We start from the raw sequence: 16,463 nt of genomic DNA, 5'->3' as shown, positions 1-16,463 counted from the left end.
TGGTTCGAATCCGGATCGCCGGGCCTTGCGGATGATGGTCGCGCGGCTTTTGATATGGGAGCCGTGTGACTATTGGTGCTGCCTAAGCCACTCCTGGTCCTGGGCGCACAATTTGAACTGTTCATTGCTGAAGTCCAGCGTCGAACCCTTCATGCGCAGTGCCTGTTCCGCGCGTTCGGGTTGTTGGCTGTAGCAGCGGCCGGTGTTCAGGGCATGAATCTGCTCGTCGAGGTTGTACGCGCGCCCCATCGAAATCAGGGTGCAGCGGCGAAGTAAAAGAGCCGCTTCGGCGGCTTCTTCATTGAGGGCATTCAGTGCCCAGCGTGCCATGCCTTCGCGAAGATTGATGCCGCAATAGGGTGAGGGTCCTTCGATCATGGTGCCGTCTACTTCCCAGGTCAGGTCTTCATTGCCATCGCGTACCAACGTAGAGCGGGTGCGGTTGTCGATGCGCTGGCCCACGCTAATGTCATAGCGGCGCTGGCGGGAGCCACGTGCGGCAGCAGCAATGGCGAGCCCCGCGAGATCGAGCAAGTGGGTGCATTGATGACTGGCGTCGGTCTGCCGGGTGACTGAATGGGCTATCCGGTCCAGCTTCATCCCCCGCAATTGCTGTAATTGATTGCAAGCCTGCGGGCACAGGGAATAGGGATAGCGCAGCGCTTCACCGCCAATGGCGATGACTTCACCTGCGCGGTAGCTGACCCACACCCGGAAGTGGTGGAAGTCGTCTTCCAGAGCGGCGCGAACTTCGCCCGTGCCATTGGCATGCTGAGCAATGATGTCTACGCGGCGACGAAATGCAGTCATCCTCAATATCCTTGTTTCAATGCTGTTCAGGCTGACGAAATAAGCTATATTTGAACACTATAACCAAAAATGTTCACTAAAAAACAAGAAGTGGAGTGACTATGGCACTGCTAAATGAACAGGTTGCGCTGATTACTGGCGCAGGTGGCGGAATCGGCCGCGGCATTGCGCTGAACTTTGCCAAAGAGGGCGCTGCCGTGGTGGTCGCCGAGCTGGATGTCACCAGTGGCGAGGCCGTAGTCGCCGAACTCAAAGCGCTGGGTGCCCAAGCGGTGTTCATCAAGACTGACGTGTGCAGCAAGGCCGATATCGAAGCCGCCGTGCAATTAGCCGTTGATCAATTTGGTGGCCTGGACATCCTGGTTAACAATGCCTTTGCACCCACCCCTAATGTCCTTCTGGAAGAAAAAACCGACGCGATGCTGGAGCAAACCCTCGGCTCTACAGTGTGGGCGGCCTGGTGGGCGATGAAAGCCGCACTGCCGCATATGAAAGCGCGGGGCGGTGGCAAGATCATCAACTTCTATTCAATCGATATCGAGATCGGCGCCTGGCTGCACGGCGATTACAACACGGCCAAGGCAGCGATCGTCGGGCTGACTCGCAGCGCCGCCTCTGAATGGGGGCGGTTCAACATTCGAACCAATGCCATCGCACCTACCGCGATGGGCGCCACCTTCCACAAACTTGCCGCAGAAAACCCGGGCTTTGCCGAAATGTCCGCTTCAATGCGTCCGCTGGGCCGCTGTGGCGAGCCTGAAGCCGACATTGGCCCGGTGGTGGTATTCCTCGCGTCGGAGATGTCGCGCTTTATCACCGGCGAGACCATTCACGTCGACGGTGGCCTGCACCTACCCGGTTACAACTCCCGCCCCAAAGGCATTCCCGTGCGCGAGTATTGATTTCACACGATTAATGCAGGAGCGAGCTTGCTCGCGATGGACGTTAACGATAACGCGCACGTTCTTGTAAAACGCGTTGTCCTTGAGTTCATCGCAAGCAAGCTCACTCATACAAAGGCGACACCAGGCCCAAGAGAAGCGAAAGCTCGCTTCAAAGCGGGCTTTCGGCGTTGGATGGCCGACACATGCCAGGTAGTACTGTTACTTTTTGGACACCACGATCGATGTGGTTTCCAGATCCCAGGTGGCGTCGGTTTTACCTTCATCGCGCAGCAGATACTTCAACACCCGGCCCTGCGGGTTTTTCGGCAAGCTGCTGCGAAACTCGATGTAGCGCGGCAAGGCATAGTAGGGCACCGAGTCGGTGGCCCAATGGAACAGTTGCTCCGGCTCAAGCGTCACGCCTTCATGCAGCACGGCAGTCACCTTCACATCATCCTCGCCTTTATCTGAAGGCACGGCATGCACCGCCACTTCGGCCAGTGCCGGGTGAGAAGCAAAGGCTGCTTCCATTTCAAAGCTGGAAATGTTCTCCCCCCTGCGACGCATGTAGTCCTTCTTGCGGTCGACAAAGTAGAAGAAGCCAACATCATCGAATTTGCCAACGTCGCCGGTGTGGAACCACATATTGCGCATCAGCTTCTGGGTATCCTCCGGACGACGCCAGTAGCCCTGGAACATGATGTCGGGACGGAGCGGGCGCACCACGATTTCGCCAGGGGAGTTGGGCGGCACTTCCTGATCGAGGTCGTCGACGATCCTTACGTCAAAATCTGCAATACGTTTACCCGACGAGCCGGGCGCGGCGTATTCCCCGGCAGCCAGCGAAGTGATAACGCAGGCTTCGGTCAGGCCATAGCCGTTGCCGCCTACCAGCTTGGTGCCGAAGCGCTCGCGCCAGATCTTTTTGGTTTCTTCGGTATAAGGGTTGCCACGGGCGGTATGGATCTGCCCGACGCAGCGCAGCATCGCTTCGTTGTCTGGCGCCTGGGCGAGGAGGCCGCCCATGCCACCCAGGATCGAGGCAATGGTCGCGCCCGAGCGCTCCACTTCCGGCCAGAAATTCGAGACCGAGAATCGCGCAAGAATGGCGGCGCGCGCGCCCACCAGAATGCTGGCAATGATCGATACACACAGCGCATTCATGTGAAACAGCGGCAGCGGCGTGATGGTGACGTCGTCGGCACTGGCCGGACCGGCACGTAGTTGCAGGCGCGCCAGATTGCACATGAAGTTGTAGCTGATCATGCAGCCCTTGGAAGGGCCCGTGGTGCCCGAGGTGTAAATCAGGCAGGCAAGGTCTGAAGGTCGCGGTTTATTGGCGAGTGGGGTGGCGTCATGGCCACGCCATTCATCCAGTGGCGCAATACGAATCGGGCAATCAGGAACTGCCTCGAGGGTGCCACGGTGAAGAATGTGGTGTACGTCCTGCAGTTGTTCGGCGAGTGGTGTGATGCGCAGCAGGTAGGCCGCTTCGCAGATCACCACCGAGGTGCCGGTATCGGCGATCTGATGGCGGAGGAACTCGCCCTTGAGCGCGGTGTTGATCGGCACACTCACGGCGCAGAGCTTGTTGATGGCCAGCCAGGTGGTTACGGCATCGATGTTGTTATCCAGCATCGTCAGCACGGTTTCACCGGCCTTGACGCCCAGGGTGGCAAGTGCGTTGGCCATCTTGGTGGAAAGTGAGTCAACCTGAGCATATGTGTATAACTCACCGCTGAAATCCAGCAATATTTTGTCTGGATGCCTTGCTACCGCACGATCTAACGCATCAATGACAGTGTCTCGTTCTCCCACTGTCCAGGTGTCTGGATTTCCACTGCTACCCATCAGTTTTCTCCTTTTAGGCACCCATAACCGGTCGGGCTGCCTGATTTTATTTTGAAGAGAGAATCCAATTCTAAATACAAACTCATCAAATGTCTTTAGCAATAAGTTGAACATATAGTGTTATTTATGCACAGATCCTGTGGTAACGTTGCACAATCTTTACTCTTCATGAGCCCGTCACGCCATGCCAAAAGTCGCATCCAAGAAAGCAGAGGCGCCTGCGCCGGCTCCCAAATCCAAAAAAAATGCGCCATCTGAAGCAGGGGCAAGCCCGGCTAAACCCGTAGAGCGACGTGCTGCTGCCAACTCAGTGGCAGGCACCAAGGTCAAGCCGAATCGCCGTTCGGAAGAAACCATTGCCAACATCCTTAAAGCCACTGAAGAAGTCGTGCTGATGTCTGGCGCGGATCGTATTTCGATTCTGGATGTGTGCCAGGTAGCGGGCGTTTCCCGTGGCACCTTTTATCGCTATTTCGCCTCGCAGGAGGACTTGTTGGACACCTTTTCGCGCCACAAGCGCGAAAGCTTTCACAGCTTGCTGTCCCAGGAACTCGGTCACATCAGTGATCCGGAAGCGCGCTTGAATGCGCTATTTGCCTATCTTGATAACTATCTAGAGCAAAGTCGGGCTCGTCGTCTTCTTGTGGTTGCGCCCGACTACGCGCTGGGCTTCTTCCGACGGATTTTCCACGATTCGATCGTGCGCTTTCAGGATGGCCTGGGCATCGTTTTCGACGACTGGGACGAACGCCTCGGGGTGCGTCTTGACCGTGAGCTGATCTGCGAAATGATCATTCGTTACGTGTTGAGCGAAATCCTCGTGCCAGAAGCCGCAGGGCGTCGATTGTTCCCGGTCCGGGTGAAAAAACTCCTGGGCGCGCTGATCATGGGTTCTACCTCGCGCACCCGCCGCTGACCTTAAAGAACTACCCATCGCGCTAACCAAAGCCCCCGTTTATCGGGGGCTTTGCGTTTTCGTACGCGAATTTTCTGCCACCTGCATTCCATTCTTTTTCAAGGCTGACTCGTAGTTTTTAACCTCGCAAAGCATTTTTCGACTCGGGTCGAGGGCTCTGGGTCAGGCCTCTCCGCGCGCCAATAAAATAAATTGAACAGTATTTTGATTTATGATCAATTTAATCTTAAGCTCTGGTCTTAGCAGTGAGCCGTCGGCTTCCCCTTTTCGCGGCAATTTGATCCAGGCCGCGTGAAGGCACCGCGCAAATAACCAACAAAAAGTGCCAACTTCGAGGTACCTAAACATGCTTATCGATCTTCACGCCCACGCACCGCACCCTGGCTATTACAACCAGCACCCTCACTGGGGGCCGTTCTTCGAGCAGCACGCCGATGGCGATATCAAGCTGCGTGTAGGTGACTGGATTCTCGGTCTTGGGTCGCCAGAGCGTAAGGCTGCCGTGCGCTCCGGCAAGGGTCCCAAGCTTGAAGAGTATTTTGCGCGCTGGGCTGATCCGAAAGTACGCTTGGCTGGCATGGACGCAGCGGGACAGAATTTGCAGGTCGTTTCCGTCCCATCCCACTGCTACATGTACTGGACCGAAGCCGAATTCGCCGTACCTTTCGCCCGCACCGTCAACGAGACACTCGCGGAATACTGCTCCGCGGCCCCTGATCGCTTGATGTTCTGGGCTCACGTGCCTTTGAATGCGCCAGAAGCGGCGGCGGCTGAATTGCGTTACGCCTGCACCGTACTGGGCGCTAAAGGTCTGGTTGCTGGCGGCGCCAACTTCGGCGGCCTGGAGTTCGATTCGCCGGAACTCGACGTGGTGTGGAAAACCCTCTGTGACCTGGATCTGCCGATGTTTATTCACGGCTACAACCAGTCGGTCACCTGGGGCAAGAACGCCAACGACGACCGCTACGAAACTACCGCGATCGTGGGTATGCAGTACGACGAAAGCCGTTGTTTCTGGAACCTGATTTGCGGCGGCGTGCTGGATCGCTTCCCCGACCTTAAGGTGTACATCACCCATGGCGGCGGCTATGTCCCGTACCAACTCGGTCGTCTGGCCAAGACCAACGAGAACCTCGACGTCAAATACAACAAAAAGCCGCTGCTCGAGTACATGAAAAACTTCTACTTCGACGTTGAGCTGCATGAAGTACCGATGCGCCAAGCCTTGGTCGATATCATCGGTGCAGACCATGTGCTGTACGGCAGCAACTTCGGCGGTAGCGATGCCGTGCGTCACGACCTGACCCATGGCCTGAAGTTGTCCGACGCCGACTTGCGCAAGATTCGCTATGAAAACGCATGCCGCTTGCTGCACATCGATCCTGCCAAGTTGGGCAAGGTAGGTGCCTGATGAAACTGGCGCGATGTGAGTATTTTGAAACGGGCGTTTTTTGGGCGGTGGTCGATGTCGCCCAAGATCAGGTGACACCGATTTCCGGCAATTTCAAGGATTGGGCGCCCGGCGTGGCTGCCGGACGCGGCATCAGTTCGTTGCGTTTCGCCGGGCCTGCGCTGCCACTCTCCAAAGTGCGCCTGCTGCCACCGATAGAACCCGTCAACCGGGTGGTCGTGGCAGGCGCCAATTACGCCAAGCATTTGGTGGAGTTTGGATTGAGTGCGCCGTCCCAGCCAGTCGCCTTTCTCAAGGCTTATGGCGCGCTGATTGGCGCCAATGACCCGATCCGCTTTCCACCGTTGACTGAGGAGCTCGATCACGAAGTTGAATTGGTGGCGGTCATCGGTACTGACGAGATTGACCTGGAAAACCCGCTCGCTTGCGTGCTCGGTTACACCGTTGGCAATGACGTCAGCGCGCGAGACCTGCAGCGTAGCGGGCCGGCGGGTATTGGCATGGATCTGTTCGCGGCCAAAAGCCAGGATCAGACCACCGGGCTGGGTCCCTGGATCGTCACGAAGGATGAATTTCCGCAAGGGTCACCAACGCTGCGCCTGACCTTGAAAGTAAATGGTGAAACGCGCCAGGACGGCTCCACCGGCGAAATGACCTGGGGTGTTGATCATCTGATCCGCTTTGTCCAGCAGCGCTCGAGTTTTGCCTGTGGCGATGTGTTGTTCACGGGTTCGCCGGCGGGAGTGGGGATGGGCACCGGTCTGTTCCTCAAGGAAGGCGATGTGGTCGAAGCCAGCGTCGAAGGCATTGGCACGTTGCGCAATGTGGTCAGTAAAAAGAACCGCGCCTAATCGAGAGCCAAACATGAACGCCAATAAAGAAAAAGTAGTCGTCGTCGGTGCGGGTCTGATGGGCACCGGTATTGCGCATGCGTTCGCCAGCTCTGGTTTCAGTACGCTGTTGGTCGATACCAATGCCACCTCCCTGACAAACGCCAGGACGAGCATCGAAAAAATCCTTGCCGATGGCGTGCGCCTGGGCAAAGTCAGCGAAGAAAAAGCCCAGCAATCGTTGGCCAATCTACTGACCTGCAGCGACTTGACTGAAGCAGCGAGTGGCGCCAATTGGCTGGTTGAGACGGTCTCCGAGCAGTTGGCAGTGAAGAAAGCGGTGCTCACGCAAGCGGCGCCACTGCTGGCACCGGACGCGATTATCGCGACCAATACGTCGGCCCTCAGCGTGACCGAAATTGCGGCGTCAGTGGAGTGTGCAGATCGCGTGATCGGCATGCACTTCTTCAACCCTGTGCACAAAATGAAACTGGTGGAGCTCGTGCGGGGGTTGGCTACCAGTGATGAAGTGGTGAATCGCACTCGCAACCTGTGCGATCAGATCGGCAAAACCTCCATCATCGTCAATGAATCGCCCGGACTGACCACCAGCCGCATGTCCGCACTATTGGGCAACGAGGCGATGTGGATGCTGCAGGAAGGCACCGCGACCGCCGAAGACATCGACACGGCACTACGTCTGGGTTTCAACCATCCGATGGGCCCGTTGGAACTGGGTGACCTGACCGGTTGGGATACGCGGCTGTCTGTTCTGCGTTATCTGCACCAGACCTTGGGCGAAAAATTTCGGCCCTGCCCACTGATCATCAAAATGGTCGCTGCCGGACGATTTGGGCGCAAGTCGGGGCAGGGGGTTTACCGCTACGAAGACGGTAAACAAGTACCGGGTTCAGGGCTCAAGGCGAGTGCGTTATGAAAGACATCGTCATAGTTGATGCGGTACGCACGCCAATCGGCAAGTTCCGTGGCAGCCTGGCCGGCGTGCGCGCCGATCACCTCGGGTCGCTGGTGCTCAGTCACTTGCTGGAACGGGTCGATGTGTCGCCGACGTTGGTCGACGATGTGATATTTGGCAATGTCACGCAAATTGGCGAACAGTCCGCCAACATTGCCCGCACGGCCTTGCTCGGCGCCGGTTGGCCGGTCAGCGTGCCGGGGCTGACCATCGACCGTAAATGTGGTTCGGGCGAAGTGGCCGTGCATTTGGCCGTTGGTGCTATCGCGGCGGGTTCCGCTGATATCGTGGTGGCGGGTGGCGCGGAAAACATGAGCCGCGTGCCCATGGGCAGTAACCGTGAAATCCACGGCGAGGCGTTTGGCTGGATGGCAGCGCAACGCTATGAACTGACCAGTCAGGGCGAGGCTGCTGAGCGTATCGCCGACAAGTGGGCGCTCAGTCGCGATGCGCTAGATGATTTCGCTTTTGCCAGCCATCAGCGCGCTGCCGCGGCGTCCGATGCCGGTTATTTCGATAATGAAATAGTGCCGGTTGCGGTCGAGGAGCTACGTGAGCAGGTGCTGACGGAGCCAGCTGTTGTGTTGCGCCACGATGAAACCATTCGTCGTGATACTTCGCGGGAAAAGCTGTCGACGCTTAAAACCAGTTTTCGTCCGGATACCGGCCGCATCACTGCTGGTAACTCGTCACAGATCTCCGACGGAGCAGCGGCATTGCTGTTGATGAGTGCCGAAACCGCGAAAAAACTCGGGCTCAGGGCTCGAGCGCGGATTGTGGCGTTCACAACCGTCGGTTCCGATCCGACATTAATGCTCACCGGCCCGATTGCTGCCACTCAAAAGGTGTTGAGCCAGGCTGGGCTGAACATCAACGACATCGACTTGTTCGAGGTCAATGAAGCGTTTGCCTCGGTGCCGCTAGCCTGGATGCAGGAGACAGGTGTGCCGCACGACAAGTTGAACGTCAATGGTGGCGCCATTGCCCTCGGTCATCCATTGGGCGCCAGTGGTGCACGATTGATGACCACGTTGTTGAACGAGCTTGAACGCCGAGGCGGGCGTTTTGGCTTGCAAGCCATTTGCTGCGCCGGCGGTATGGGCACGGCGACCATCATCGAACGGCTCGATTGAGATGGCACGCCTACCGCTGATCCCGCTGGATGCCATGCCGTCTGCGTTGCAAGACGCGGTAGAGCGGGGCCAGCGCAGTCGCATGCTCAGTTCAACGACGCCGGTGCAGGTCTGGGCTCACCGACCCAAGGTAGCCCTGGCCTGGCTGGGTTTGATGGAGAGCCTGCACAGCGACAGCCTGCTTGATGAGCGTTTGCGCGAGTTGGTGCGGCTGAAAATCGCCAGCATCACCACTTGCCAGGCCTGCCAACTGGCGCGCAAGTCCGACGCAGTGACGGAAGAGGATATTGCGTGCATGGCCACAGACAGTGAGTCCTTCACGCCAGTCGAACGTGCCGCGTTGCGTTATGCCGAATTGTTTGCCAGCGATTACCTGGAGATCGACGACACGCATTTCTTGCGACTCGGGGAGTTTTTCTCTGACGCCCAGGTGGCAGAGCTGGGGCTGTACTGCGCCCTGATGTTGGCGGGTGGCCGCATGACACTGGTGCAGCAGGCCTACTGACACGTCTCGCAGCACAAATAGTTGATCGAAATATTAATAAGTGTCCAATACATATCTAGTCAGGCCTATTATCAGTCGGAAGGTATGGCCTTCAGCAGCTGCCTGACAAAAAATAATGACAAAAATAGCGGAGACGATCATGTCCACACCGGCACAGAACGACCTGACGAAGGCTTTCACCGATGTAGCCAGTAATTATCGCGGTACCAGCGATATCGACCTGCACGCGACCTACCGCGATATGCGCGCCAATTCGCCTGTGCTGCAAGGCAACTTCATGGCGAGTCTGGGCGTGCCGTCGATTGCCGGCCTGGATGCCAGCCGGCCGACCTTCACACTGTTCAAATACGACGATGTCATGGCGGTCATGCGTGACGCCGGCACCTTTACCAGCGGTTTTATCGCCGAGGGGCTGGGGGCGTTTTTCGATGGTTTGATCCTTACCGCAATGGACGGGGATGCTCACAAGAACATCCGTAACCTGCTGCAACCGGTATTCATGCCCGAGACGGTGAATCGCTGGAAGGAAACCAAGATCGATCGGGTGATTCGCGAGGAGTATCTCAAGCCGATGGTGCCGGCCAAGGGCGCCGACCTGATGGACTTTGCCCTGTATTTTCCGATCCGGGTGATTTACTCGTTGATCGGCTTTCCCGAGGATCGTCCCGAGCAGATCGAGCAGTACGCGGCCTGGGCGCTGGCCATCCTGGCGGGCCCGCAAGTCGATCCGGAAAAAGCCGCCGCGGCCCGCGGCGCCGCCATGCAGGCCGCTCAGGCTCTATACGATGTGGTGAAAGTGGTGGTGTCCGAGCGTCGCGCTGAGGGCGCATCGGGCGATGACCTGATCAGCCGGCTGATCAACGCGGAGTATCAAGGACGGTCGCTGGACGATCATGAAATCGCCACTTTTGTACGCTCACTGCTCCCGGCTGCCAGCGAAACCACGACTCGCACCTTCGGTACCTTGATGTCGTTGCTGCTGCAAAATCCGGATGTGCTGGAGCGGGTGCGTAATGACCGAAGCCTTGTAAACAAGGCCATCGACGAAGCGGTGCGCTTCGAGCCTGTGGCCACTTTCAAGGTGCGTCAGGCCGCCAAGGACCTGGAGATTCGCGGTGTAGCCATCCCCAAAGGGGCAATGGTGCAATGCATCGTGACCTCAGCCAATCGCGACGAAGATGCATTCGAAAACGCCGATAAATTCGACATCGACCGCAAGCCCAAACCTTCGTTTGGTTTTGGCTTTGGCCCACACATGTGTATCGGTCAATTCGTGGCCAAAACCGAGATCAACTGCGCACTGAATGCGATCCTCGATCTGATGCCCAACATCCGTCTCGACCCTGACAAACCCGGGCCGCAGATCGTCGGCGCACAGCTGCGCGGTCCGCACTATCTGCACGTGCTGTGGGAGTGATGGGGGGATGCATTTGATTTAATATGAACACATTCAAAAAATGTGTTTAATTAAGTCGAGATGTGCACTATGATTCAGGCACAACAACAAGCCCGAATGCGAAGGGGAAAACAATGAAAGTTGAAGATCTGATTCTTGTCAGTGTCGATGACCACGCGATCGAGCCGCCGAATGCTTTTGCTCGCCACATGCCTGCCCGCTTCAAGGGTCGTGAGCCGCATGTGGTCAAAAAGGGTGATCGTGATGTGTGGGTCTTCGAGGAACAGGCCACTGGCTACATGGGCCTCAATTCCGTGGTCGGTCGACCAAAAGAGGAATACGGCATGGAGCCGCTGGGCTACGAGCAAATGCGCCGTGGCACCTGGAACATCAAGGACCGCGTCGACGACATGAACGCCAACGGCGTGCTCGGTTCATTGTGCTTCCCCACCTTCCCGGGCTTTGCCGGGCAACGTTTCCAGGTACACGCTGATCGCGACGTGTCGATGGCGGCCATCCAGGCCTACAACGACTGGCATTTGCACGACTGGTGCAACGCTGCGCCAGGCCGCTTCATTCCGCTGATGATCGTGCCGTGGTGGGACATGAAAGCCGCTGCTGCCGAAGTCGAGCGTCTGGCCAAACAGGGCGTGCACGCGCTTTCGCTGTCGGACAACCCGGCCATTCATGGCTACCCGTCGATCCACAGTGATTACTGGGACCCGCTGTGGAAAGCCTGCAGCGATAACAAGGTGGTGATCTGCTGTCATATCGGTACCGGCGTGAAAGCTCAACACGCTTCGGATTTGTCGCCTATCGACGCCTGGATCACCTCCATGCCGATTTCCATCGCCAACTCCGCCGCTGACTGGATCTGGGCGCCGATGTGGAAGAAATTCCCGGATCTGCGCATGGCGCTTTCCGAAGGCGGCATCGGCTGGATTCCTTATTTGCTGGAGCGTGCTGACTTCACCCACCGTCACCATAACGCGTGGACCAATTCCAACTTCGACGGGAAGATGCCTAGCGACATCTTCAACAAGCACTTCATCACCTGCTTCATCGAAGATAATTTTGGCCTGAAGAACCTCGATTACTTGAACGCCGAGATGGTCACGTGGGAAAGCGATTACCCGCACTCCGACTGCACCTGGCCGAACTCGCCGGAGACCGCTTGGGAAGGGTTGCAGCACCTGCCCAAGGAGATGATCGACAAGGTCACTCACCTGAACGCCATGCGTGAGTTTTCCTTTGATCCGTTCTCCATCCATGGTCGGGAAAACTGCACGGTCGGCGCGCTACGGGCTCAGGCCACGCACGTCAGCATCGAGCCAGCCCTGGGCTTGGGTGGTGCCGATCACGGTCGCCACGACAACAAGCCGGTGACCTCCGGCGACATCAATGCGATGTTCGCCGAGGCTGACGCGCAAACCGCGTTGTAAGTTGCCGCTGTTCCTACAGTCGCCGGCCAACGGCGACTGTGGAGCGGTTGCCGTTCTGTGGTCGCTTCGTTCGAAGCGATTGCGCCTGTGTTCAGCGTTAGAGAGCGCATATGGCCATCAGTCAATTTTCCTACAGCAATATTCCTCCCGAGGCGGAAGCGCTTCGCACCGAAGTGCGGGCGTTCATTCTCGACACACTGGCCGATTACCCACCTACCTTGAGTGCGCAGTCCTGGATGGGCTTCGACGCGGAATTCAGCAAGAAACTCGGCGCGCGAGGCTGGGTCGGCATGGCCTTGCCCACAGCCTACGGCGGTGGCGAGGCGGGTCCTTTTGCACGCTACGTGATCATTGAAGAATTGCTGGCCTCCGGTGCGCCGGTATCGGCCCACTGGATCGCCGACCGGCAAAGCGGGCCGCTGATCAATCGCTTCGGTACCGAGCAACAAAAACAGCACTACCTGCCAGCCATTTGCCGGGGTGAAAGTTACTTCTGCATCGGCATGAGCGAGCCCAATTCCGGCTCGGACCTGGCTTCGATCAAAAGCACTGCTGTGCGTGATGGCGATAGCTGGCTAGTCAATGGCCAGAAGGTCTGGACCACCAACGCGCACCATTCGCAGTACATGATTGCCCTGGTGCGTACCAGTGAGAAACAAGCGGCCCGGCATGAGGGCATGTCGCAATTCATCGTCGACCTTAGCCTGCCCGGCATCACCATCCGCCCGATTCGCGACCTGGCCGGTGGCGAGCACTTCAACGAAGTGTTTTTCGACAATGTGCGGCTGCCCGCCGATGCCTTGATTGGCACTGAGGGCAAGGGTTGGGATCAGGTGACCGCTGAACTGGCCTTCGAACGCAGCGGCCCTGAACGTTTCCTCAGTTGCATGGCGTTGTTGAAAACACTGATCGACGCAGTGGGCAAGACCCCTGACGCACTACAAGCGCGGGAGATCGGACGGCTGTCGGCCAAGCTGCTGACGCTGCGCAATATGTCGTTGTCGGTCACGGCACAGTTGGCGGCGGGTGAACATCCAGCCTGGGCGGCCTCCTGTGTGAAAGACCTTGGCAATGCTTTTGAGCAGGAAATCCCCGAGGTAGCCCAGCTGTTGCTGGAAACCGAGCCACGGCAGGACGGCGGCAGCGAGCATGCACGCGTGCTGGCCTACCTGACACAGATGGCGCCCTCATTCTCACTGCGCGGGGGCACTCGCGAAATTCTGCGCGGCATCATTGCCCGCGGCCTGGGGTTGCGATAATGCGCGAGATATTCGAAGCGACGATTGAACGCCTGTTTGCCGATCTGGCGACGCCGGCTTACGTGATGGGCTGTGAAGGCGGCGAATGGCCGGCCGAGTTGTGGGCCGCGCTGGACGAGTCGGGCTTCACCCTGGCGGGTGTATCCGAAGCGCTGGGCGGCGCTGAAGCCAGTTGGGCCGATATGTATGTGTTGGTCCGTGCCGCCGGGCGCTTTTCAGTGCCCGCGCCACTGGGTGAGGCCTTGCTCGGCAACTGGCTGCTGAGCAAGGCCGGCCTGGAGGGAAGGGCGGGTGCAATCAGCGTGGCCGCCAATTCCGATCTGGTGCTTGATGGCGAGCGCGTTTATGGCACCGCCTGCTCGGTCCCTTGGGGGCGCAACGTTGAAGCGGTCGTCGCCATCGCCAATAGCCCAGCCGGTGTTGCGCATGTGGTGCTGCTGCCGCGTAGCGCTGCAAGCGAACTGACGTTGAGTCTGAATGTGGCGGGCGAACCGCGCGATGATTTGGGTTTCACTAGTGCCAAGGTATTGGCGCAAGCACCGTTGCCCAGCGGGCTCGACGCCAATGTCCTGGAATTGGGCGGCGCGATGCTGCGCGCGGCGCAGTCCGCCGGGGCGTTGCACGCGCTACTGGACATGACCGCCAACTATGCCAGTGAACGCAAGCAGTTCGGCAAGGCAATCGGTTCTTTTCAAGCCATTCAACAACAGCTCGCAGTATTCGCTGAGCAGGCTGCCGCCGCCGGCATCGCGGCCGAGGCGGCCTTCACGGAATCCAGTGCGGGGCTCGCCGCGCTGACCATTGCCGCGGCAAAAATCAGCACCGCAGAAGCCGCAAGCGTCGGCGCCAGCATCGCCCATTCAGTGCATGGTGCCATTGGCTTTACCGAGGAATATCCGCTGCATCTGCTCACCCGTCGGTTGTGGGCGTGGCGCAGTGAATTCGGCTCGGCCTCCCTTTGGAGTCAGCGTCTAGGCACTCAGATATGCCTGGGCGGCAGTGATGGATACTGGCCGTTGCTCACCAGCCATGGCCAACAACCCTTAACCCGTCTCGCGAGTAATCCGGTATGAGCCCGTTTCTTCAGATTGAGCGTGAGGGCGGCATCGTCACCGTGCGCATGAACCATCCCGATACCCGCAATGCCCTGACGACGCGTGAGCAGATTCAGGAGTTTGTCGATCTCTGCGCCGAGCTGCGCCGTGATATGTCGGTGCGGGTCATGGTGCTCACTGGCAATGGCAGCGCTTTTTGTGCCGGTGGCAACGTCAAGGACATGCACGAGCGCGGCGGCATTTTCGCCGGCTCGCCGTATGAACTGCGCAATACCTACCGTGATGGTATTCAGCGTATTCCCCTGGCGATTTATGAGCTTGATATCCCAGTGATCGCCGCAGTTAACGGCCCGGCAATGGGTGCCGGCCTCGATCTTGCCTGTATGTGCGATATCCGGCTGGCGGCGCCCAAGGCGATCTTCGCCGAGAGTTTCGTGCGCCTGGGCATTGTTCCTGGTGACGGCGGCGCCTGGCTGTTGCCGCGCATCATTGGTATCCCGAAAGCCAGTTTGATGGCGTTTACCGGTGACGCTATCGATGCAGCCAAGGCGCTGGAATGGGGCCTGGTCGAGCAAGTCTGCACCCACGAAACGCTGCAATCGGAAGCGCAGGCGCTCGCGCGGCGAATCGCCAGTAATCCCGGTCATGCGTTGCGCCTGTGCAAGCGTCTGCTGCGCGAAGGCCAACATATGCGCCTCGATTCGCTGCTGGAATTGTCGGCGGCGTATCAGGCGCTGGCACATCACACCGAAGACCATCAGGAAGCGGTAGCGGCTTTTGTCGACAAGCGTGATCCCAATTACCAGGACCGCTGATTACCCATCGCCCAATACAAGAATCGATCTGGAGTAAGCAAAATGCGTGGCGTATTTCGAGAAGACCACAACATGTTCCGTGATCAGGCCCGCCGTTTCGTCGACCGCGAAATTGTGCCCTACCTGCATGAGTGGGAAAAGAACGGCATCGTTCCCAAGGAAGTCTGGCTCAAGGCCGGTGAGAACGGCTTGTTATGCTCCACGGTGCCCGAAGAATACGGTGGCCCCGGAGGCGACTTCGGTCACTCGGCGGTGATGATCGAAGAGCTGGCGCGAGCCAACGCCACCGCCGTAGGTTTCACCACTCACTCGGAAATCGTCACCCCTTACATCGTTGCCTATGGCAGCGAAGAGCAAAAGCAGCAATGGCTGCCGCGCATGGTCAGCGGTGAATTGATTGGCGTGATTGCCATGAGCGAACCAGGCATTGGTAGCGACCTGCGAGCCATGCGTACTTCGGCGCGGCGTGATGGTGACGACTACATCGTCAACGGTCAGAAGACTTTCATCACTAACGGCGGTAATGCTGGCCTTGTGGTCACTGCCACCAAGATTGACCCTTCGGCCAAAGAACTGACCCTGATCTGCGTTGAGGAAGACCGAGCCGGCTTCGCCAAGGGGCGTCTGCTGGAAAAGATTGGCCTGAAAGGGCAAGACACCGCCGAATTGTTTTTTGATGAAGTCCGGGTGCCCGTCGGCAATCGATTGGGTGAGGAGGGCATGGGATTCAAATACCTGACTCATCAATTGGCTTGGGAACGCCTGATCATCGCGATTCGTGCCGCGCAATCCATCGACACGCTGCTGGAAGAAACCATCGGCTACACCCGGGAGCGCAAGGTCTTCGGAAAACCGGTACTCGACTTCCAGAACACCCGCTTCAAACTCGCTGAAGCCAAGGCCCAGGCCACCATGTTGCGGGTGTTCGTCGACGACTGCCTGGCCAAAGTGATGCGCGGTGAACTGACGCCGGAAATCGCGGCAATGGCCAAACTGCTGGGATCGGAAATGCAGGGCAAGCTGCTTGACGAATTCCTGCAATTACATGGCGGCTACGGCTTCATGAGTGAATACAAGATCAGCCGCGCCTGGGTCGACGCCCGGGTCGCGCGCATCTATGGCGGCACCTCGGAAATCATGAAAGAAATCATCGGCCGTACTCTTTGAAGCACACCTGCAT

15 protein-coding genes are annotated in these 16,463 nt (G+C 58.2%); 13 read left to right on the top strand and 2 right to left on the bottom strand.

All coding sequences use genetic code 11. From position 1 onward, the window contains the following. Positions 1 to 69: 69 nt before the first annotated feature. Positions 70 to 810 (bottom strand): DUF2889 domain-containing protein, encoded by a 741-nt coding sequence (locus GQ39_RS14565; protein WP_047530986.1) that lies wholly within the window; start codon positions 808 to 810, stop codon positions 70 to 72. A 101-nt stretch (positions 811 to 911) separates the two neighbouring features. On the opposite strand from GQ39_RS14565, the gene GQ39_RS14560 reads away from it, so the two are divergent. After that, complete coding sequence (locus tag GQ39_RS14560) at positions 912 to 1,712, top strand: SDR family NAD(P)-dependent oxidoreductase (protein WP_020300784.1); 801 nt, start codon at positions 912 to 914, stop codon at positions 1,710 to 1,712. 201 nt (positions 1,713 to 1,913) lie between these two features. Here the strand turns inward: GQ39_RS14560 and GQ39_RS14555 are convergent, their stop codons facing one another. Beyond that, the gene (locus GQ39_RS14555) at positions 1,914 to 3,545 is read right to left on the bottom strand and encodes an ATP-dependent acyl-CoA ligase (protein WP_032904478.1); all 1,632 of its coding nucleotides are present in this window, start codon (positions 3,543 to 3,545) and stop codon (positions 1,914 to 1,916) included. A gap of 184 nt (positions 3,546 to 3,729) precedes the next feature. Between GQ39_RS14555 and GQ39_RS14550 the strand changes: the two genes are divergently transcribed. From GQ39_RS14550 to GQ39_RS14495, 12 genes are all read left to right on the top strand, one after another. After that, entirely contained in the window at positions 3,730 to 4,461 is a 732-nt protein-coding gene (locus GQ39_RS14550; protein WP_047530982.1) for a TetR/AcrR family transcriptional regulator, read from the top strand. A gap of 346 nt (positions 4,462 to 4,807) precedes the next feature. Next, entirely contained in the window at positions 4,808 to 5,872 is a 1,065-nt protein-coding gene (locus GQ39_RS14545; RefSeq protein WP_020300781.1) for an amidohydrolase family protein, read from the top strand. Continuing rightward, entirely contained in the window at positions 5,872 to 6,723 is an 852-nt protein-coding gene (locus GQ39_RS14540) for a fumarylacetoacetate hydrolase family protein (protein WP_020300780.1), read from the top strand. The genes GQ39_RS14545 and GQ39_RS14540 overlap by 1 nt, the downstream gene beginning before the upstream one ends. A gap of 13 nt (positions 6,724 to 6,736) precedes the next feature. Then, positions 6,737 to 7,639, top strand: coding sequence for a 3-hydroxyacyl-CoA dehydrogenase (locus GQ39_RS14535; protein ID WP_020300779.1), 903 nt, complete (start codon positions 6,737 to 6,739; stop codon positions 7,637 to 7,639). Next, positions 7,636 to 8,811 carry a thiolase family protein gene (locus tag GQ39_RS14530; protein ID WP_020300778.1) on the top strand — a complete coding sequence of 392 codons (1,176 nt, stop codon included), beginning with the start codon at positions 7,636 to 7,638 and terminating at the stop codon, positions 8,809 to 8,811. Before GQ39_RS14535 ends, GQ39_RS14530 begins: the two co-directional genes overlap by 4 nt. Before the next feature lies 1 nt (position 8,812). Continuing rightward, positions 8,813 to 9,316: a carboxymuconolactone decarboxylase family protein gene (locus GQ39_RS14525; RefSeq protein ID WP_020300777.1), complete on the top strand. Its 504-nt coding sequence runs from the start codon at positions 8,813 to 8,815 to the stop codon at positions 9,314 to 9,316. A 139-nt stretch (positions 9,317 to 9,455) separates the two neighbouring features. Then, entirely contained in the window at positions 9,456 to 10,733 is a 1,278-nt protein-coding gene (locus GQ39_RS14520) for a cytochrome P450 (protein ID WP_020300776.1), read from the top strand. Between the two features lie 113 nt (positions 10,734 to 10,846). Then, complete coding sequence (locus tag GQ39_RS14515) at positions 10,847 to 12,154, top strand: amidohydrolase family protein (protein WP_020300775.1); 1,308 nt, start codon at positions 10,847 to 10,849, stop codon at positions 12,152 to 12,154. Positions 12,155 to 12,264: 110 nt separating this feature from the next. Beyond that, positions 12,265 to 13,413 carry an acyl-CoA dehydrogenase family protein gene (locus tag GQ39_RS14510; protein WP_020300774.1) on the top strand — a complete coding sequence of 383 codons (1,149 nt, stop codon included), beginning with the start codon at positions 12,265 to 12,267 and terminating at the stop codon, positions 13,411 to 13,413. Beyond that, positions 13,413 to 14,486, top strand: a complete 1,074-nt coding sequence (locus GQ39_RS14505) for an acyl-CoA dehydrogenase family protein (protein ID WP_020300773.1) — start codon at positions 13,413 to 13,415, stop codon at positions 14,484 to 14,486. The genes GQ39_RS14510 and GQ39_RS14505 overlap by 1 nt, the downstream gene beginning before the upstream one ends. Beyond that, positions 14,483 to 15,283, top strand: a complete 801-nt coding sequence (locus GQ39_RS14500; protein ID WP_020300772.1) for a crotonase/enoyl-CoA hydratase family protein — start codon at positions 14,483 to 14,485, stop codon at positions 15,281 to 15,283. The genes GQ39_RS14505 and GQ39_RS14500 overlap by 4 nt, the downstream gene beginning before the upstream one ends. Positions 15,284 to 15,325: 42 nt before the next feature. Beyond that, a complete protein-coding gene (locus GQ39_RS14495) occupies positions 15,326 to 16,450 on the top strand; it encodes an acyl-CoA dehydrogenase family protein (protein WP_020300771.1) in 1,125 nt (374 codons plus the stop codon). Positions 16,451 to 16,463: the final 13 nt, after the last annotated feature.

It is taken from the genome of Pseudomonas sp. 11/12A (assembly GCF_000800055.1).
Taxonomy (GTDB): Bacteria; Pseudomonadota; Gammaproteobacteria; order Pseudomonadales; family Pseudomonadaceae; genus Aquipseudomonas; species Aquipseudomonas mohnii.
Note: the sequence above shows the minus strand (reverse complement) of the source record. Positions and strands in the feature narration are given on the sequence as shown.